Source organism: Nocardioides sp. LHD-245 (assembly GCF_030929495.1).
In the GTDB taxonomy this organism is placed as follows: Bacteria; Actinomycetota; Actinomycetes; order Propionibacteriales; family Nocardioidaceae; genus Nocardioides.
The window spans coordinates 229,077-246,954 of sequence record NZ_JAVFWN010000006.1 but is presented as its reverse complement, the minus strand read 5'-3'; the positions used below and the strand labels follow the sequence as shown (position 1 = coordinate 246,954).

The following is a 17,878-nucleotide window of genomic DNA, read 5'->3' as shown; positions in this document are numbered from 1 at the left end:
GGTGGATCAGCCCTGTGCGGCCGGCTGAGCAGCCTGCTGCTGACCCGCGGCGAGCTGCGCGAACAGCTGCTGCTGCGCCGGGCTCAGGGTCTCCGGGGCCGGGAGCGCGCCGGGCTGAGCGGGGACCTGGGCGTACTGCTGCGGCTGACCCTGCGGGACGGCCGGCTGCTGCACGTACTGCTGGGGCTGAACCGGCTGCGCCTGTGCCACGGGCTGGGCCTGCGGCACGAACTGCTGCTGGACGGGCTGCTGCGGAACCGGCTGGTCCTGCGGGGCCACCTGCTGCACCGGAGTGGGCTGGGCGGCCGCGTTGGTCTGCGGAGCCGCACCACCCTGCGCCGGCTGGTAGGTGACCTGCACGATGTTGGCCGGGTTCATGCCCGGACCCGACGGACGCCGCTGGACGAGCGTGATCGTGATGACCGCGCCCTCCTTCGGCGCGCCCTCGGCGCCGGCCGCGGACATCGCTCGCTGGAGCTCGTCCTTGGCCTGGCCCTTGACGTACCAGGCGGCCTCGCCCTCCGGGAACTCCGGACTGGGCTGGACCTTCAGCGGGACCTTCATCGAGAACATCGGGCGGCCGTCGCGGTAGAACTTCGGCTGCTGCGTCCGGAAGTCGGTCTGCTGCTGGATGTCGGAGCTGGTGACGTCGCGAGCGACCACGCCGACGTACTGCGTGCCGATCGGCTTCTGGGCCTGGGTGTTCTTGTCCGTCCAGCTGATCGAGGGACCACCCCCGGTGCTCGGCTGGTTGTAGAAGTCGGACAGAGACCCCTGGGCCAAGGGCACGGTCGGCTGGGCCGGCGGAACCTGGGGCGGGTAGCCCTGCTGCACCTGGGGGTACGGCTGCGTCTGCTGAGCGGGGTAGGCCTGCGGGTAGGCGGGCTGAGCGGGCGGCTGCTGGTAGGGCTGGCCGGGATACTGCGGAGCGAACTGCTGCTGGGACATAGTGACTGCTCTCTCGAAAGGGTTGCTGTGATGGAGCCGGCCCCGCGCTCACGCGGTAGAGGCCGGCGGACCGGTGCGGCGTCGCCGGGATCAGCTGGGCGCACCGGAGTTCGTGGTGCCGGGGCAGCCCGGCCCGCCGTCCTTGGCCGCCTGGGGGCGGTAGAACGGGCAGAAGTAGCAGGTGTCGCTCTCCGGCGTGGCCGGGATGTCCTCCAGCCGGAGGCGCCCCGCGCGGATCTGCTCGGCCTGCTGCTTGCGGCGCTCGGTGTCGGCGAACACGCTCTGCAGCAGGGCGATGACCTCGGGCAGCGGGTTGCCGTCCTCGCCGGCGAACATCTCGTCGCGGACGTACAGGCCCTCCAGGCTGGCGGCCGTCGCCGGGTAGGCGATCAGCGCGACCCGCCGTACGGGCAGGCCCATGAGGAAGTAGCCGAGGCCGTAGAGCAGCAGCTGCACCCGGTAGTGGCGCGGCCAGCCCTTGCGGATCTTCGCCATGGTCGTGGCGCCGACGAACTTGTGGTCGCCCACGCACTGCTCCACGGCGTCGTACAGGTCGGCGGTGCCGGGGTGCTCGGGGTGCGGCGTGACGCGCTGCTCGACGACCCAGCGCGCGAGGCCGCGGCGCAGGTTGTCGGCCGTGAACACGTCCTCGGCCATGGCGTGCAGCGCGCGCCCCCGGATCGAGGCCCACGGGTCCACGACGTGGTTCGTCGCGGGCAGCTCGGCCATCTTCCCGGCCACCTGGCGGTCGCACTCGACGCCGAGCTCGGATGGGCCGAGATGGCGCTGGACCGTGCGGGCGTCCTCCGAGGCGTGCTCCATCCAGGCGCGCCGGATGTCCCCGGCGTACATCGCCGCCCAGGCGCTCGACCCCGACGGCGAGGTCTTGGCGGCCGTCGACATGAACTCGTCGGGCGAGATCGGGTCAGCGAAGGTTGCGGGCTGGGTCACGGCTGCACCTCGACGAGCTCGAAGCGGTACTGCCCCAGCTGGAGCGACGACTTGCCGTCCCAGAGCTCGGCGGCAGCGGACGCCTCCGCTCGCGTCATGCCCAGGTTGTCGGTGCACGTCCAGGCGATGCGCTGGCGCTGCAGCTTGATGCTGGCCACGTTGCCGTCCTCGAACACGGCACTGGTCTCGGTGTTGGTGCGACGGAGCACTTTGCGCGCGGTACTCACGGCTGGCCGCCCTTGCGCATCTCGTCCGCCACCTGCTGATAGGCGTCGCGCTCGGCCCGGAGCATGGAGGCGACGTCGGTCATCGAGATCCGGAGGTCGGGGTAGATGCGCGAGGCCTGTTCGGCGCCCTCAGCCACGCCTTCGAACGCGGCCGCCACCAGCTCGACCAGAGCGGGCGTTGCCCCTGCCTCTCGTACAGCGGCAGCCGCCTGGTCGACCTGGTGCTGCGGCATCTGGAACCTGCTCACGCCGACCACGCCTTCGCCGCATCGAGCCGCAGCTTCAGCTCGCCGACAGCCTCAAGCCACGAGCCGCAGACCTGCACCCACGAGCAGCCGGTGGCGCCGTCAGGCCCGGCGTGGTCGAGGCGGTGGAAGACGTTCTCCGGCTCGCCCACGACGATGACCGGGATGCCCTTGGCCAGTGCGTAGCCGGTCTCGACGTGACGCCCCCCAGACGCCACCTCCGCCGGGTCGAAGCCCAGGACCCCGGCGGTGAAGAGCACCAGGACGTCGCAGCGTGCGATGTCGTCGAGGTCCGTGGCCGCATGGCGCGCGACCTCCGCCGAGTCCAGGGCCAGCGCCGCGCCGGTCGTGCCGGGGCTGATCTCGTGCTCCTCGTCGAGCCACGACGCGGTGACGTCCAGGCCGATCCGCACGAGATCCTCGGCGTACTCCCGCATCCGGTCCCGGGCGGCGTACGGCGCGGCCAGGTAGGCGCGCAGTGTCGTGGTGCCAGCGGCGGTCACTGGTCACCGCCGATGAGCCGCGCGATCTCAGCGACCTTCTCAGTGGGGATGCGCCGACGGCCCTCGTAGACCAGCTTGGCGCCGCCCGTCGGCTCGATCACGATGGCGAGGCTCGTCGTCTCCTTGGGGTCGAGTCCGAGCATCGTGCACGCCGCGTACGAGGCCTCGCGGTATCTCACCGAGGTGAGCGCGGCCTCCAACGGTGTGCGCGCCATCAGCCCTCACCGCCCGGGACCATGCGCAGCGACCAGGAGTCGCCCTGGACGGCGTACGCCGCGTAGATGTAGGGCTGCTCGGCCTTGAGGCGCTTGGAGTCGACGCGCCAGGGCCGACTGTTCGTGAGCCGCAGCACGGGCCCGTAGGCGCTGCGCAGCTCGACGCGGTTGTTGCCGGGGTCGGCGGCCGCCGCGGCGGTCAGCAGATCGGTCTTGATCGCGTCGGTGATCGCCTTGTAGTGCTCGTCGGCGGCGTCCTTCTCGGCCTTGGCGTCGGCGTACTGCGCGTGCAGCGCGGCCAGGCGGTCCTCGGGACCGGGCACGACCGCGAACGGCGGTGGGTCGCACTCGTTTACGGCCGGCTGGGGGACGGGCTGGGCGGTCATGAAGGGGTCCTCTCGGAGGTCGAGTCAGGGGAGTGGGGCGCCAGAGACTTCGGCACGGGCTGCGGGCCCTCACGCTCAGCAGGCCGAGAAATTGGCACCTGGAAAGTGCCGCGGTGCGGGCCGAGCACGTAGGCGTACAGGCCGTAGAGCGCCAGCAGCATCGAGCTGAGGAGAGCGAGAGAGCCGAGGCCGGCCCAGTGGTCGGGGTTCACTGGGTCACCTCGACCCAGTCCTGTCGGATGCCCTCGTCTTCGCCGCTCGTGGCAACGGCATAGGCCGTCTCGACTGTCGCGGCGGCCAGCGCGAGGGTGGCGTGTGCCTGCGCCGCGAGGAGCGTCGCGGTCAAGTCGACCGAAGCACCCACCACGACCACGGGCGTCTTGCCGGTTGCGGCCTCGAACTGATCCTTGAGCTCTTTCGCCTGCGCCGCAGTGACGGCCTTGTCGTGAACGAGCACGATGGGCGGCGTCGCAGCCGCGTCCAGCAGCCGCTCCGCCTCGGCGAAGTCGCCGCCCTGATCGGCGTCAGCGAGACGCCACACCGTGACCTTGCCCTCGCGGTTCTCCGCGACGGTGGTCAGCCAGTGCTGCGACGTGAAGACCACGGGGCGGTGGTCGACGACCTGGTCGAAGTTGTCGGCCTCAGCCGGGAAGTCCTCGCACTTCACGCGATAGACGAGGCGGCCCCTGCACTGGTCGCAGGCCACGGTCGGTGTCGTCGCGGTCATCGCACACCGCCAGCGTTCGCGGCTTTGCGGGCTCGACGGCGGGCCTTGCCCGGCAGGGACCGGTCGCGGGACGGACCGACGAGGGTCCGTGCGATGGTCTGGGCCAGCCAGCCCTCGCCCTCGACGTAGGCGCTGAGCGACATCGGCGGCGCGGGCTGGATCGCCCGCATCTTGAGGCTGATTCCGTGTGCCATCAGTAGTTCTCGCTTTCATGGATGCGGCGGGCCTCGATCCAGAGGTCGCGCAGGATGGTCTTTCCGAGCACGCGGAGCGCGTCGGCGTGGCGGTGGGCGTCGGACCACGGAGTCCCGACCAGGGCGGGCTTTCCGGACGGCCCGCAGCGCACGCAGTCGGCGGCGTGTGCGCGGCCGACGGTGGCGGCCTTGCGGCGGTAGTAGACGGCGGCGAGAGAAGGCGCAAGTACTGTGGAGACCGGAACCGCTGTGGCCTTCTGCTCGCCGCCGCCGGACTTGAGGACCGCGCACGAGATCAGCCAGACCCGGGACTTGGCGACGGGATTGCCGAGCGCGAACAGGTCGTCTTGGGTCATGCCCTTCCGGCGCTTCCGGCTCGGGTCGCCATGGCCGCAGTAGGACCAGAGCTGGCTGACGGTGCGGGGCTGTCCGTCGGGGCCGAGGTACGGGTCACCGATCACGGCCAGGAGCCGTGCGGCCTGCTTGTCCCCGACGCCCTTCTGCGCCTTGACCCACGGCCCGAGCGCGTGCGCCCTGAGCATCCGCTGCAGATTCAGTGACGCCTGGTGCTCGACCTTCTCAAGCATGCCGACAATGGCCGCCAGACGCGCGACGTCAGGGTGCGTCTCGTCGAGCCCGAATCCGCGCTCCTCGCCGTCCGAGTCCGTCTCGGACCGGGTCAGTTGGCGCAGGCGATTCTCGTTGGCGATCCGGTTGCGCTCGGCGTCGTCGAGGACGTCAGCGGCCAGGGCGAGGAACGGGTCAGCAAGCGACAGTTGAGCTTTGGGTATCGAGCAATCGATGGTCGCTGCCGACCCGTTCCATGTTGGGTTTCCACCCGCGAGCCGGTCGTGGGCATCGTGGCTTCCCTGGCGGGTGGGGAGGTCTGGTCCGGCAGCGGCGGAGCTGATTTGGACGCCGCGAGAAGTATGGCCGCTGCCGGAAGTTGAGCCCGCGACGACGGGAGGACCATGGGAGTCGCTGGGGACTTGGTCGTCGCGGGTGATCGTGAGAGCGGTCATGACGCACCGCCCAGGAGTGCGGCCTGCTGCTCGACCGGCAGGTCGCTGAAGGTCTCCGCGCCGGCGTCGAGCACGGCGCTGGCCATCGCGCGGTACTCCCGCGCCCATGCAGAGTTCCGGGCCGCCAGTTCCTCGCGTTCGTTGGCCGCGGCGCACAGGTCCTCGTAGGTACAGTCCGCGAGGATCTTCCACTGCGAGTCAGCGCCGTGGACGCGGTCGTGCAGTCTGCGCTGCCAGTTGTCGCGGATCGCAGCGACCTTGACTGACTGGCCGCTGCGGTGCACGGGCGCCGATGAGCCGCGGTGATGGGCCGTGCGGTTCTCGCTGATGATCTGGCGGACGAACAGCCGCATGGCTTGTGCCAGGGCGACCTCTCGTGCGTCGGCCGGAATCTCGTCCAGGACCAGGCCTGCGAGCACACCCGGGTCGGCCTCGGACGTACGCGACAGGACGTCCCGCACGCAATGGCGAAGCTGGAACTCACTCACGTGAGACACTTCCTCTCGTTGGTGGCGGTGCCCTGGTTGTCGAGGCGAGGGCCCGCCGCTGGCGTTTCTGGGGATGGGCGTGTGGTCAGACGGCGCGGCAGGGAGTCGGCGTCCCTGCCGCGCCGCTACCTTCGGGAGCACCCGCTGTGCCGGCGGGGCTCGTGGCCAACGCGGCTGAAGACGTCGGCGCGACCGAAGAACAGGGCGCGGTCATGACGCGGCCTTGGCGTCGGAGCCCTTGACGCGCTCGACCTCGGTTCGGGCGAAGAGGAACGCGCCGCGCAAACCCGGCAACTTCGTGGCCGGTTCAATGCGGCCGGCCGCCACCCAGCGAGAGAGCGTTGATCGGTCGATGTTGAGTTCGGCACACACCTCGACGGAGGCGAGAAGGTCGGGGCTTGTGCTCATGCCCTGAGAATATGCAAAGCACAACGAATGGTGTCAAGCGTATGGGCGGGTTGGATCACAACGTCTTGCGAAGTTGCACAACGATGTGCGAGAGTTGTCTCATGAGTCAGGCACCTTCTCTCGCTCCCAGCCTGGAGTTCGACCTTCTCGACCGGCTGGCGAAGTCGCTACGCGTCTCCGGAATGAAGCCCGGCGATATGGCCGTCGCCATCGACGTGCACCGCAACACGATCGGCAACTACCTGCACGGCAAGACCCCGATGGACCGTCGCACCTTGATCGCCTGGGCATTCGCGTGTGCGCCTGAGGTGACCGTCGAGTGGCTCGAGACCGGGGCTGCTCCGGCGGGCAGCCCGGATGGTGGAGGCGACGGCCCTAGCGGCTCTACCCACGAGTAGAGTCGAAAGCAGTCCGACCACACGTCTGTACGGAGGAAACATGTCCGACAACCCCAGCGTCATCGTCGCCGGCGCGCGTACGCCGATCGGTCGCCTGCTCGGTGGCCTGAAGACCCTCTCGGCCGCCGACCTCGCCGGCGTCGCCATCAAGGGTGCGCTGGAGAAGGCGGGCGTGGCTCCCGACCAGGTCGACTACCTCATCGTCGGCCAGGTGCTCCAGGCCGGCGCCGGCCAGAACCCCGCGCGCACCGCGGGCATCAAGGCGGGTCTGCCGCTGAGCGTCCCGTCGATCACCATCAACAAGGTGTGCCTCTCGGGCATCAACGCGATCGCCCAGGCCGACCAGCTGATCCGCGCCGGCGAGGCCGAGATCGTGGTCGCCGGCGGCACCGAGTCGATGACCAACGCCCCGCACCTGCTGCCCAAGAGCCGCGAGGGCTTCAAGTACGGCGACACCGCGCTCGTCGACTCGATGGCCTACGACGCGCTCTACGACCAGGCGACCCAGCAGGCGATGGGCAACCTGACCGAGGCCGTCAACGCCGACCGCGAGAACCCGCTGAGCCGCGAGGAGCAGGACGAGTTCTCGGCCCGCTCCCACCAGCTCGCCGCCGCCGCGCAGAAGAACGGCGTCTTCGACGACGAGATCGTCCCGGTGAGCATCCCGCAGCGCAAGGGTGACCCGATCGTCGTCAGCGCCGACGAGGGCGTGCGTGGCGACACCACCGCCGAGTCGCTGGGCAAGCTCCGCCCGGCGTTCTCCAAGGACGGCACGATCACCGCCGGCTCGGCCTCGCAGATCTCCGACGGTGCCGCCGCGGTCGTCGTGACGAGCAAGAAGAAGGCGGAGGAGCTCGGCCTGCCGATCCTCGCCGAGATCGTCAGCCACGGTCAGGTCGCCGGGCCCGACTCGACGCTCCAGATGCAGCCGGCCAACGCCACCCAGAAGGCCCTCGACAAGGCCGGGCTCAGCGTCGCGGACCTCGACCTGGTCGAGTTCAACGAGGCCTTCGCCGCGGTCGGCATCGAGTCCGCGCGGGCCCTCGGCCTCGACGAGGACAAGGTCAACGTCAACGGCGGCGCGATCGCCATCGGCCACCCGCTGGGCGCCTCCGGCACGCGGATCACGCTGCACCTCGCGCTTGAGCTCAAGCGCCGCGGTGGCGGCGTCGGTGCGGCCGCCCTGTGCGGCGGCGGCGGCCAGGGCGACGCCCTGGTCATCCGGGTCCCCGCCAGCTGACGAGGGCCGGCTTGACCGAAGCAGCACAGGCACCACAGGGCGGCCGCCGCGGGATCACCGCGGCGGCCGTTCCCGACCTGGTGGCCCGGGCCCGTGCGGGCGACCCCCGGTCCGTGGGCCGGCTGGTGTCGCTCGTCGAGGACGAGTCGCCGCTCCTGCCCGACCTGATGCGGGCCCTGGCGCCCTACGCCGGGCAGGCGCAGGTCGTCGGGCTCACCGGCTCCCCGGGCGTCGGCAAGTCGACGTCGACCAGCGCACTGATCGGCGAGCTGCGCCGTCGTGGCCGCCGGGTCGCCGTCCTCGCCGTCGACCCGTCCTCGCCCTTCTCCGGCGGCGCCCTCCTCGGCGACCGGATCCGGATGGGCGACCACGTACTCGACCCCGGCGTGTTCATCCGGTCGATGGCGGCCCGCGGGCACCTCGGCGGCCTCGCCTGGACCACGCCGCAGGCCCTGCGCGTCCTCGACGCGGCCGGCTTCGACGTGGTGCTGGTCGAGACCGTCGGCGTCGGGCAGAGCGAGGTCGAGATCGCCGGCCAGGCCGACACCACGATCGTGCTGCTCGCGCCCGGCATGGGCGACGGGATCCAGGCCGCGAAGGCCGGCATCCTCGAGATCGGCGACCTCTACGTGGTCAACAAGTCCGACCGCGACGGCGCCGACAAGGTACGCCGCGACCTGCGCTCGATGCTCGGCCTGGCCGAGCGCCGTGAGGGTGCCTGGCGCCCACCGGTCCTCAAGACCGTCGCGTCGACCGGCGAGGGCGTGGCCGACGTGGCCGACGCGCTCGACGAGCACGCCGCCTGGCTGCGGGAGAGCGGCGAGCTCCAGCGCCGCCGGGTACGCCGCGCGCGCGACGAGATCGAGACGCTCGCGCTCACCGCGCTGCGCCGTCGCTGGGGGAGTGTCGGCGAGGGCGACCGCCTCGACGAGCTCGCCGCGGCGGTGGTCGCGGGCGAGGTCGACCCGCACACCGCGGCGGCCGAGCTCGCCGGCTGACGTCGGCTGACGCCGGGCGTGCTCAGCGTCGGGCGGGTAGGAGGAAGGGCGGCCCCGGCAGGTCGGTCCGGGCCGCGGCCGCGGCGTCGACGATGCCGACCTGGACCGTGTCCTGCCCGAGTGCCAGTCCCTCGGGATGGCGCAGCCGGAGGGTGAGGTGCTCGGTCGGCTCGGCCACCGCGTCGGTGCCGATCGGGATCCGGACCTTCGCCGTCAGCCGGCCCGCCGGGAACTCCACCCGGGCCGTGAAGGGCGGCAGGTCGGCGCCGACGCTCGCCGTACCGGACCCGGCCTCGACGGTCAGGGCGGTGTCGCGACCGGGGACCCGGTCGAGCGTGAGTCGGACGACGGCCTCACCGCCCTCGACGCCGTCCGCGGCGACGGCGGTGACCGTGGGCGTCGGGAAGCCGGGGCGGCCCTTCTCGTTCAGCGCGGTGAAGCAGTAGCCGCGCCGCTTCGCCACGCGGACCACCTGGCTCACCGCGGCCACCGAGATCGGCGAGCGGTTGACGCCGTCGTGCTGGAGCACGATGTTGCGCCCGGGGTGCAGCTCGGAGAGGATCCGGCGCGCGATCTGCTGCGCATCGCCGGACTTCCAGTCGAGTGAGTCGGCACTCCACATGACCGGCACGTAGCCGGCTTCGCGGATGGCCCGCCGGGCCGGCGGTGCGAGCGCGCCGTACGGCGGGCGCATGAGGTCGGTCGGGTGCAGGCCGGCCCGCTTCATCGCGCGTCGCGTCGCGCGCAGTGACTGCCGGACCTCGCGGTAGGACTGGGTGCGCATGTCACGGTGCGCCCAGCTGTGGTTGGCGGTGAGGAACCCGGCCCGCTCGACCTCGCGTGCGGCGCGGGGGTCCGCGGCGACCCGCTGGCCCACCATGAAGAAGGTCGCGGGGACCTCGGCACGGTGCAGGACGCGGAGCAGCCGGCGGGTCGTCGCGCGTGACGGGCCGTCGTCGAAGGTCAGCGCCACCGCGCCGGTGCAGTCCGCACGGGCCGCGCGTTCGGGCGTCGTCGCGCCTGCTGGGGACGCGATCGACAGGCCCAGAAGGGCGACGAGGACGAGCGCGAGAGGGCGCAGGAGCGGGGCAGCCGGACGGAGCACGGGCACAGCATGGTCGTTGAAGGGTCTCCAGTCCGGCATTTCGGGCGTTTCTCACCCTGTGAGGAAACTCGCCCGCCCCGGCCGGTCCCGGCGTCGGCACCGCCCCTGACAGGATGACCGCGTGAAGGACGTCGTCATCCTCGGCTCCACTGGCTCCATCGGCACCCAGGCGCTCGACCTGGTACGGGCGAACCCCGACCGCTTCCGCGTCGTCGGTCTGACCGCCGGCGGCGGCAACCCCGGCCTGTTCGCGAAGCAGGTCGTGGAGTTCGAGCCGTCCTACCACGGGCTGGGGGAGGAGGCGAGCGTCGAGGCGGCCCAGCGGCCCTGCGACGTCGTCCTCAACGGGATCACCGGTGCGGTCGGGCTGCGGCCCACGCTCGCGGCGCTGGAGGCGGGTACGACGCTCGCGCTCGCCAACAAGGAGTCGCTCGTGATGGGCGGCCCGCTGGTGCTGGACAAGGCGGAGCCGGGGCAGATCGTGCCTGTCGACTCCGAGCACAGCGCGCTGGCGCAGTGCCTGCGCGGCGGCACGCCCGACGAGGTACGCCGGCTGGTGCTGACCGCCAGCGGGGGCCCGTTCCGCGGGCGCTCCCGCGCGGACCTCGCCGGGGTGACGCCGGCCCAGGCGATGGCCCACCCCACCTGGGACATGGGGCCGGTCATCACCATCAACTCCGCGACCCTGGTCAACAAGGGCCTGGAGGTGATCGAGGCGCACCTGCTCTTCGGCATCCCCTACGACCGGATCGAGGTCGTGGTGCACCCGACGAGCGTCGTGCACTCGATGGTGGAGTTCGTCGACGGCTCGACGCTGGTCCAGGCGAGCCCGCCGACCATGCTGATCCCGATCGCGCTCGGGCTGTCGTGGCCCGACCGGGTGCCCGACGCGGCGCCGGCGGTCGACTGGACCCGGCCGGAGACCTGGGAGTTCCACCCGCTCGACGACGAGGCGTTCCCCGCGGTGGCGCTGGCACGGCAGGCGGGGGAGCGCGGTGGGGTGGCCCCGGCGATCTACAACGCCGCCAACGAGGTCGCGGTCGACGCCTTCCGGACCGGCCGGCTGGCGTTCACCGGCATCGTCGACCTGGTGGCGGACGTCCTCGCCGCCCACGACGGGGCGGCGGCAGCGCCCTCGTTCGACGACGTGCTCGACGCCGACCGGTGGGCGCGGGAGACCGCCGCCGCCGCGATCTCGGCCCAGCCCGGCCCAGGTCGGCCTAGCTAGCCCCGGTCCTTCATGACGGCGCCGGTGATGGCCGGACCGAGCACGCCGGACTGGTGACGCAGCACGTCGATGTCGGCGATCGCCTCACCACCGTCGGCGAGCATCACTGCCACATCGACGAGCACCCGCCCGCGGGCGTGGCCCGGGACGAAGTGGCGGCGAGCCATCGCTGCCGAAAGCTGTCCGGTAAGACCAGTACGGTCAGCCACGAGTCGGGTCGCGACACTGCCCGCGTGGGCCACCACGCCGACACCGCCACCGGACACAGACAAGCCAACAGGCCACGACATGCGCTTCACCTACCGAGTGCCTTCCGGTTCGAGCATCTTGAGACGTCGCAATCCCAAGTTTCGCCTGCTGCGCAGGCACGTCCGTGCTTCTACGCTCCGATCAGGCCGCGTCGTGAACGATCCGGGCTAGCCCGACATCGGAGCGCCGCCATCCTTGCGCGGGTCGGAAGCGCCGCGGGCGACTCCACCTTCGAGTTCGATGAGTTGAACCCGACCGAACAGGGAGTCGTAATTCTGAGCCCGGTGCTCCACCGGAAATCCCCGCCTTTTGAGTTCCTCGATCGTGCGGAGGGGGAACCTTCCTTCAGCGAAGAGGATCGTGCCTTCACTGTGTAGCCGAGGGACAGAAACCGCCTCCAGCGGGGACATCCCGAAGTCGATCATGTTGACCAATGCTTGCGTCACCGCGCTGGACACCGAGTATCCTCCCGGCGCGCCAAGGATGAGACGCGGCTCGCCATCCTTGAACAAGATCGTCGGCGAGGCAGCGTTGGCGCGAGATCGACCCGGCACGAGAGAGTTCGGTCGGCCCGGCTCAGGGTCCATCAGGCTGGCGCATCCATTCCACGGGAAGCCAGTCCCGGGGATGATGACACCTGAGGACAAGGTCAGCGTCTGCGTCATCGAGACGCAGTTGCCCACGCGATCGCTGACGACAAGGTGGGTCGTGCCACGCGGTTCATCCAGAACGTCGACATCGGGGAGCTGACCTCGACGAATATTGTCAGCCACCTCGTCGCAGTATTCGTCGGAGAGGACATGCTCGACAGGAACGTCGGCGTACTTGGGGTCGCCGAGGTACCGGAAGCGAACGACACCTGCCCACGCCATGGCCGCACCCATGATGAACGCATGTTCTGGACCGTTGTGTTCCAGGCGACCAAGATCGAACCGCTCCAGTACCCGAAGGATGTGGAGCGTCAGCAGGCCGCCGTTCGGGGGAGGAGATGACTCCGCTCGAAAGCCTCGGTAACTGGTCGACAGCGGGGCGCCGATTTCCGGCTTGTACTCGCTCAAGTCCTCCGCTGTGACGAACGCACCGTTGCGTTCGAAGTCCTCGACAATGACCCCGGCCAGGTCACCTGTGTAGAAGTCCTCCGGGCCACGATCGGCAATCTGCTGCAGCGACCGAGCCTGGTCCGAATTCCGGTAATGCTCGCCAGTTCTCTTCAACCGGCCGTCCGGTCCGATAAACAATTCCTTCGCGTCGGGCGACCAACAGTAGTGCTCCTCGATCGAAGGCATTCCCGGGAGCACGAAACTTCGAGTGACCAGCGCTACTTCCTCCGGAAACGGGAATCCCTCTTCGCTGGCTGCCACACTGGGAGCGATCAGTTCGCTCCAGGGCAGTGAGCCGTGCCTGCGATGAATCTCGCCCAGGCCGGCCACCACGCCCGGCGTCATGATGGCGGTGTAGCCCATCAGATTGACGTGATCCCGCACAATCCCGACATGCCACATGTCGGTGTACCCCATGATGTCGTCTGCCCACATCTCTGGGTGCATCTTCGAGCCGACCTTCGCTGGGAAGCCAACGTGCTCGGTGGTCTGGCTCCCCGCATCGTAGAGAGTCGCCATTCCCCATCCACCAAGGCCGCACATGAACGGGCTGTACACCATCTGCGCGAAGCCTGCCGCCACCGCCGCGTCGAAGGCGTTGCCGCCCGCCCGCAGGATGTCGGCCCCGATCTCAGCCGCCCTGGGCTCAGGGCAGACCACCATGCCGTTGACGTTGTTCATCTTCTCTCTCCAATCTCACTACTGATGGTTCGGTCGGGTAGGGATGCGTCGCCGCCGAGGCGTGACGACGGGGGTACCCCACCGACGGCGTTCGTTGCTTCGATCACGAGACGACAGAGTCCTGATCTCATCGAGGTGAACAGGGCGATGCGCCACAACGGCACGTCCCTTGATCGCGCGACGTCGCCTCTGCCGTCACCTCGGTGACCACTCCGAAGCCCAGCTGAACTCCGGACGCTGCTCTGTGAGGGCGACGCCCTCGACTCCATCAGAGACGTAATACAGCCGGGGTACAGTCAACGTCGGCACGAAGTAGGCCTCCTCGACCGAACGGCGACTCATCTGCGCCCAGATGTCCGGGTCGTCGGTGCGTGCTCCCTCGTCGAACAGAGAGTTCATGACCGGATCCGAGGCGCCGAACGGGTTCTGCCCGCCCGTGGGAGCCATCGCGATCTGGTAGGAGAGATACATCGGCCAGTTGATCACCGAATAGTGGAGCACCGCATACCGATTCGACGCTCGCTTTTCAACGTACTCCGCCGCCGTTGGCGCCGTCGTGATCTTCACGTCGATGCCCAGCTCCGACCAGTACGATGCGATCGCCTGAGCCAGGGGCGTGCCCAGGTCGCCGCCTGGGCCGAACGCAAGAACCTCGAGCGTCAAGTCGTCGCCGTAACCTGCCTCCTCAAGCAGCTCTCGGGCGCGATCGACGTCGTACGGGTAGAACTCCCGGTAGTCCTGATCGAAGCCATCTCGCGATTGCATCTGAGACGTGGTGACGCCGTGCTCTCCGACCAGACCGTCCGCGACTGCCTCCCGGTCCACCGCATAGTTCAGCGCCCGGCGAACTCGTACATCCCCGAGCGGCCCGTCGCTGCTCCGATCACCAAGGATCAAGCCACCAGTGACTGTTGGTACACCCAGTACTTCCAGCCCAGCGTCTTGAGCGGCGTCTGCCGTGCGAAGATCGCCCCAGGCTACGTCGATCTGGCCCGTCTGCTGGGCCTGAAGACGGGCGTTGGCGTCCGGAATGATGTCAACGACGACTTCCTTCCACGGTGCGGCTTCGGGCCGGTCATAATGCGGGTTCGGCACGAGAACATACTTGTTGTCGCTGATCGTTCTGCCCGCGTCGAGCATGTAGGGCCCGGCTCCACTGGTCGACGTCTCGAGGGTCCCCGGGTCCTCGATCGACGCTGTGGACGAAACTGCACCCCAGTTCCCGTTCTCGGAGAGGAGATATGGAATCCTCGGGTTGGATCTCTCCAGGGTCAATCTCACGGTGTGCTGATCCACGGCTTCGATGGACGCGATCGGCCCCATGGCAGATACGAAGATGCCCGAGCCCTGGCTGAAGTACCGCAACCATGCAACCGTTGCCTTCGCGTCAACTGGGGTTCCATCAGAGAACATCGCCGTCTCACGCAGCGTGAACTCGAACACTTTGTATTCGTCGTCGGTGTACTTCCACGACGTCGCCAAGGCGGGCTCGATCGAGCCGTCGGGAGCTTCATGCGTGAGTGGCTCGTTGGTCAGCGGACGCACGATGCCAAAGGTCTGACTGTCTTTTGACGGATCGAGGCTGGCGGGCCCACCAGGAAGACCGATCGTGAGCACACGGTCCTCCATGTCGCCTTCTGGGTTCGAGGTACTGCATGCAGTAGCGAGCACCAAGACGAGACTCGCCACGAAGGCGGTCCATCTCCATGCGAAGACGCTTGCCGACGGTTTCATCAGTTCATGAGCAGAATTCAGGGACATTCTCAACCTCCAACCTCTGCGACCACCTCGCGTGGACTATATGAAAAGATAACCTCCGAGGTTGTGGGTAGTCAATCCCATCCGCCAGATACTCACGAAACAATGCCCGATGAGGTGCCACGCAGAAACGTCGGCTCCTCGCCTGGAGACCGATCGGCAACGGTGATGCCCGTTTCGCGAACGGGCCTGAATGGCAAGTCCTGTCACACCCGCCGCGCAACGACGGTTCTCACAGCGCGCTCCGTCGCGTCCAAAAGACGATGGACATCCTCTTCTTGATGCGCGTAGGAAACGTGGCTCCGTTTCAGATTCAGCGGCAGTTCGAAGACTCCGTGATTGAGTAGTTCGCGACGATATCCCGTAAAGAGTTCCTCGTCATTGGCGAGCAGGTGCTCGTAACAGTGGACGGGCGGCCGCAGGAAGTAGGTGATGAAGACTGAGCCGAAGCCCGAAACTACTGCATCGATCTCAAGGGTGCGGTACAGCTCCTCGAGGCCCAGTCTGATCTGCGCACCCAATCGGAATATGTGGTCGTAAACTGGTTCGTTGCATAGTTTGTCGATGGTGGCGAGTGCGGCGGAGACGGTCGCTGGATGCCCGTTGTAGGTGCCCGCAAAGAATACAGGTTTACCGGGAGAGGAGCTGAACATATCCATCAGGTCTGCCCGCCCGCCCAGGGCCGCAATCGGGTATCCGTTACCCATCGACTTGCCGAAGGTGGTTAAGTCCGGGCGAATCGAAACGACACCCTGGTACCCGTCTAACCCGTGACGAAATCCCGTGATGACCTCATCGAAGATCAGCACGGTGGAGAATCGGTCACACAACTCTCTCAAGCGTTGGAGGAATTCCAGCTTCGGAAGAACGGCTCCGATGTTGTGTTGTATCGGTTCAAGTATGACAGCGGCGACCTCGTCGCCTCGCGCTGTGAACTCCTGCTCCAAAGCGTCCAGGTCGTTGAAGGGAAGGACGGTGGTCAACTCCACCGCTTCGTCCAACATCCCGGAGGACAGCCGGTGCTTGCTGCCGATCGAGTCGCTGGGAGTGGCGACGTTCATTGCCACCGAGTCGTGCCAGCCATGGAAGCAACCTTGAAACTTGACGATTCTCTTGCGCCCCGTCGCTGCCCGGGCAAGACGTAGTGCATGGAAAGTGGCTTCACTTCCCGTCGTCGTCAGCAGGACCTTCTCCACGGACGGGACGAGTTCAACGATCCGCTCCGCGAGCTCAACCTCCAGGGCGTTGATGCCAACGCCGGTGTGACCCATGACCTTCAGCGATCTGGCCACCGCCGCGTTGACATCCGGATCGTTCAGCCCCAACAGCGGCGGACCGAAGGCCGCATGGAAGTCGACATATTCTCTGCCGTCGGCATCAGTGAACCGGGCGCCGGAAGTCCCGACGACGACGAGGTCTTCAAGGCCGGGTATCTGGCGCTGGCCGCTGTTAACGCCTCCAGGCACAACGCGACGAGCCCGCTCGGCGAGGCCTCGCCCCGTTGCCCGAGCTGTCTGGAGTTCACTCATCTATTTCTCGCTCTTCTATCAGTGAGGAATCTCTTGTTCACGCTGTCGACGGCCATCACGATCCATCGCAACAACCCTGAGCATCCCGGCCGGCCTCGATCGCTACCGCGGTCGAAATGTGCCGTTCCACTGCTTCGCCAGCGCTACCCGGTTCGCGCGCCTTGATTGCCTGAGCGATCTTGGCGTGTTGCTCGGCCAGGACCTCAAGGTCGCCGACAGCAGCCTGCGATCTGGTCCACTCGTTCTTATTGGCCGCATAAAGCATCCGGATGAGTTGTGCCAATGTGGCGTTGTTGGTTGCCGACGAAACTGCCTCGTGGAACTGCCTGTCGTGCTCGAGAAAGGTCGCTACGTCCCGGGATCCGATAGCTACTTCGTTCATTCGGTCAGATAGGTCGCATATCAACTGGACCTGGTCCTGCGAAGCCTGCTCGATTGCGACGTGCACTGCGCCGACTTCCAGGATCCGTCGAACCTCGTAGAAGTCCCTGACAAGCTCGCTACCGCGACCCTCGGCATGGAATGCGTGCTGGACCAACGGGGAGAGGACGTTCCAGTCGGCGGCCGGCCGTACGAGGGTTCGTTTCCCGTGCGACACCGAAATCACCCCCGCAGCGACGAGCGTTTGCATGCACTCACGCACGATCGGCTGACTCACCTGATGGGTTGCCGCGATCTCGGCTACCGAGGGCAACGCTTCGCCGGGAAGAACCTTGCGGCCCACAATCTCCCGCAAGAGGCGAATCTCCAACGCCTCGCTCAACCGGGTGCTCGGTCGCACTGGGCTCGCCTCACTTCCGTTCGATCTACTCATCTGGTCATCAGATGAGTAAACCTACCAGGTTTGCTCGGCGCTTGTCACTCCCGTCTGCTGGTGCTGGATCTGCGACCGGGGAAGGCGTCGCCGTGGAACAAGACCGACCACGTCACCACGGTGGACGCCGCGCTCGACCGACTGCCTGCTGGTGCGCGTGACCGGATGCTGGTCCGGGCCGACACCGGCGCGTGCTCGAAGCTGTTCCTCCACCACATCACCGAGCTGGGCCTGGAGTACTCCATCGGTTCCTGGGACCAGGACAGGGGCAAAGCAGCCGTCGAGGCCATCCCCGAACAAGCGTGGCGAGCCGCGGTCGACAGCGATGGAGAAGCGCGTGAGGGTGCTCAGGTCGCCGAGCTGACCGCGTGGATGCCGGCCCGAACACGCAGAACCGGTGGTCGCGTCCGGGACTCAGGACTGGCCGAGCGGGATGCGGGTCATCGCGCGACGTGAACGGCCCC

Annotated in this window: 23 protein-coding genes; 5 read left to right on the top strand and 18 right to left on the bottom strand. The window is 68.2% G+C overall.

Annotated features, from left to right (window positions below):
• Positions 1-6: 6 nt before the first annotated feature.
• The 12 genes from RB608_RS11820 to RB608_RS11765 form a co-directional block, all read right to left on the bottom strand.
• Positions 7-948: a hypothetical protein gene (locus RB608_RS11820; RefSeq protein ID WP_308088109.1), complete on the bottom strand. Its 942-nt coding sequence runs from the start codon at positions 946-948 to the stop codon at positions 7-9.
• Between the two features lie 90 nt (positions 949-1,038).
• Positions 1,039-1,899, bottom strand: a complete 861-nt coding sequence (locus RB608_RS11815) for a hypothetical protein (protein WP_308088107.1) — start codon at positions 1,897-1,899, stop codon at positions 1,039-1,041.
• The gene (locus RB608_RS11810) at positions 1,896-2,126 is read right to left on the bottom strand and encodes a hypothetical protein (protein ID WP_308088106.1); all 231 of its coding nucleotides are present in this window, start codon (positions 2,124-2,126) and stop codon (positions 1,896-1,898) included. Before RB608_RS11810 ends, RB608_RS11815 begins: the two co-directional genes overlap by 4 nt.
• Positions 2,123-2,374: a hypothetical protein gene (locus tag RB608_RS11805; RefSeq protein ID WP_308088104.1), complete on the bottom strand. Its 252-nt coding sequence runs from the start codon at positions 2,372-2,374 to the stop codon at positions 2,123-2,125. The genes RB608_RS11810 and RB608_RS11805 overlap by 4 nt, the downstream gene beginning before the upstream one ends.
• Positions 2,371-2,874 carry a hypothetical protein gene (locus tag RB608_RS11800; RefSeq protein WP_308088103.1) on the bottom strand — a complete coding sequence of 168 codons (504 nt, stop codon included), beginning with the start codon at positions 2,872-2,874 and terminating at the stop codon, positions 2,371-2,373. Before RB608_RS11800 ends, RB608_RS11805 begins: the two co-directional genes overlap by 4 nt.
• A complete protein-coding gene (locus RB608_RS11795; RefSeq protein WP_308088102.1) occupies positions 2,871-3,089 on the bottom strand; it encodes a hypothetical protein in 219 nt (72 codons plus the stop codon). The genes RB608_RS11800 and RB608_RS11795 overlap by 4 nt, the downstream gene beginning before the upstream one ends.
• Positions 3,089-3,475 carry a hypothetical protein gene (locus RB608_RS11790; protein ID WP_308088101.1) on the bottom strand — a complete coding sequence of 129 codons (387 nt, stop codon included), beginning with the start codon at positions 3,473-3,475 and terminating at the stop codon, positions 3,089-3,091. The genes RB608_RS11795 and RB608_RS11790 overlap by 1 nt, the downstream gene beginning before the upstream one ends.
• A 208-nt stretch (positions 3,476-3,683) precedes the next feature.
• Complete coding sequence (locus tag RB608_RS11785; protein ID WP_308088100.1) at positions 3,684-4,202, bottom strand: hypothetical protein; 519 nt, start codon at positions 4,200-4,202, stop codon at positions 3,684-3,686.
• On the bottom strand, positions 4,199-4,396 hold the full coding sequence (locus RB608_RS11780) for a hypothetical protein (RefSeq protein WP_308088098.1): 198 nt from the start codon (positions 4,394-4,396) through the stop codon (positions 4,199-4,201). Before RB608_RS11780 ends, RB608_RS11785 begins: the two co-directional genes overlap by 4 nt.
• Complete coding sequence (locus RB608_RS11775) at positions 4,396-5,418, bottom strand: hypothetical protein (RefSeq protein WP_308088097.1); 1,023 nt, start codon at positions 5,416-5,418, stop codon at positions 4,396-4,398. Before RB608_RS11775 ends, RB608_RS11780 begins: the two co-directional genes overlap by 1 nt.
• Positions 5,415-5,906 carry a hypothetical protein gene (locus tag RB608_RS11770; protein ID WP_308088096.1) on the bottom strand — a complete coding sequence of 164 codons (492 nt, stop codon included), beginning with the start codon at positions 5,904-5,906 and terminating at the stop codon, positions 5,415-5,417. Before RB608_RS11770 ends, RB608_RS11775 begins: the two co-directional genes overlap by 4 nt.
• Positions 5,907-6,116: 210 nt before the next feature.
• On the bottom strand, positions 6,117-6,314 hold the full coding sequence (locus RB608_RS11765; protein ID WP_308088095.1) for a helix-turn-helix domain-containing protein: 198 nt from the start codon (positions 6,312-6,314) through the stop codon (positions 6,117-6,119).
• 101 nt (positions 6,315-6,415) lie between these two features.
• Here RB608_RS11765 and RB608_RS11760 point away from each other — a divergent pair, with 101 nt between their 5' ends.
• Genes RB608_RS11760 through meaB form a run of 3 tightly spaced genes read left to right on the top strand, consistent with a single transcriptional unit; the run spans position 6,416 to position 8,950 of the window.
• On the top strand, positions 6,416-6,712 hold the full coding sequence (locus RB608_RS11760) for a helix-turn-helix transcriptional regulator (RefSeq protein WP_308088094.1): 297 nt from the start codon (positions 6,416-6,418) through the stop codon (positions 6,710-6,712).
• Positions 6,713-6,752: 40 nt separating this feature from the next.
• Entirely contained in the window at positions 6,753-7,952 is a 1,200-nt protein-coding gene (locus tag RB608_RS11755; RefSeq protein WP_308088093.1) for an acetyl-CoA C-acetyltransferase, read from the top strand.
• 11 nt (positions 7,953-7,963) lie between these two features.
• A complete protein-coding gene (gene meaB, locus RB608_RS11750; RefSeq protein ID WP_308088092.1) occupies positions 7,964-8,950 on the top strand; it encodes a methylmalonyl Co-A mutase-associated GTPase MeaB in 987 nt (328 codons plus the stop codon).
• Positions 8,951-8,972: 22 nt separating this feature from the next.
• Here meaB and RB608_RS11745 read toward each other — a convergent pair whose 3' ends face one another.
• The gene (locus RB608_RS11745; RefSeq protein WP_308088091.1) at positions 8,973-10,055 is read right to left on the bottom strand and encodes a polysaccharide deacetylase family protein; all 1,083 of its coding nucleotides are present in this window, start codon (positions 10,053-10,055) and stop codon (positions 8,973-8,975) included.
• A 121-nt stretch (positions 10,056-10,176) separates the two neighbouring features.
• On the opposite strand from RB608_RS11745, the gene dxr reads away from it, so the two are divergent.
• Complete coding sequence (gene dxr / locus RB608_RS11740) at positions 10,177-11,283, top strand: 1-deoxy-D-xylulose-5-phosphate reductoisomerase (RefSeq protein WP_308088090.1); 1,107 nt, start codon at positions 10,177-10,179, stop codon at positions 11,281-11,283.
• On the opposite strand, the gene RB608_RS11735 is transcribed toward dxr, so the two are convergent.
• The 5 genes from RB608_RS11735 to RB608_RS11715 all read right to left on the bottom strand — a co-directional run bounded on the left by RB608_RS11735 (position 11,280) and on the right by RB608_RS11715 (position 17,381).
• A complete protein-coding gene (locus RB608_RS11735) occupies positions 11,280-11,450 on the bottom strand; it encodes a hypothetical protein (RefSeq protein ID WP_308088089.1) in 171 nt (56 codons plus the stop codon). The two genes, dxr and RB608_RS11735, sit on opposite strands and share 4 nt — an antisense overlap.
• 249 nt (positions 11,451-11,699) lie before the next feature.
• Entirely contained in the window at positions 11,700-13,313 is a 1,614-nt protein-coding gene (locus RB608_RS11730; protein WP_308088088.1) for a gamma-glutamyltransferase family protein, read from the bottom strand.
• 195 nt (positions 13,314-13,508) lie between these two features.
• A complete protein-coding gene (locus tag RB608_RS11725; RefSeq protein WP_308088087.1) occupies positions 13,509-14,942 on the bottom strand; it encodes an ABC transporter substrate-binding protein in 1,434 nt (477 codons plus the stop codon).
• Between the two features lie 335 nt (positions 14,943-15,277).
• The gene (locus tag RB608_RS11720) at positions 15,278-16,600 is read right to left on the bottom strand and encodes an aspartate aminotransferase family protein (protein ID WP_308088086.1); all 1,323 of its coding nucleotides are present in this window, start codon (positions 16,598-16,600) and stop codon (positions 15,278-15,280) included.
• 55 nt (positions 16,601-16,655) lie between these two features.
• Positions 16,656-17,381: a FadR/GntR family transcriptional regulator gene (locus tag RB608_RS11715; RefSeq protein WP_308088085.1), complete on the bottom strand. Its 726-nt coding sequence runs from the start codon at positions 17,379-17,381 to the stop codon at positions 16,656-16,658.
• 93 nt (positions 17,382-17,474) lie between these two features.
• Between RB608_RS11715 and RB608_RS11710 the strand changes: the two genes are divergently transcribed.
• Positions 17,475-17,870: a hypothetical protein gene (locus RB608_RS11710; protein ID WP_392390992.1), complete on the top strand. Its 396-nt coding sequence runs from the start codon at positions 17,475-17,477 to the stop codon at positions 17,868-17,870.
• Positions 17,871-17,878 lie beyond the last annotated feature (8 nt).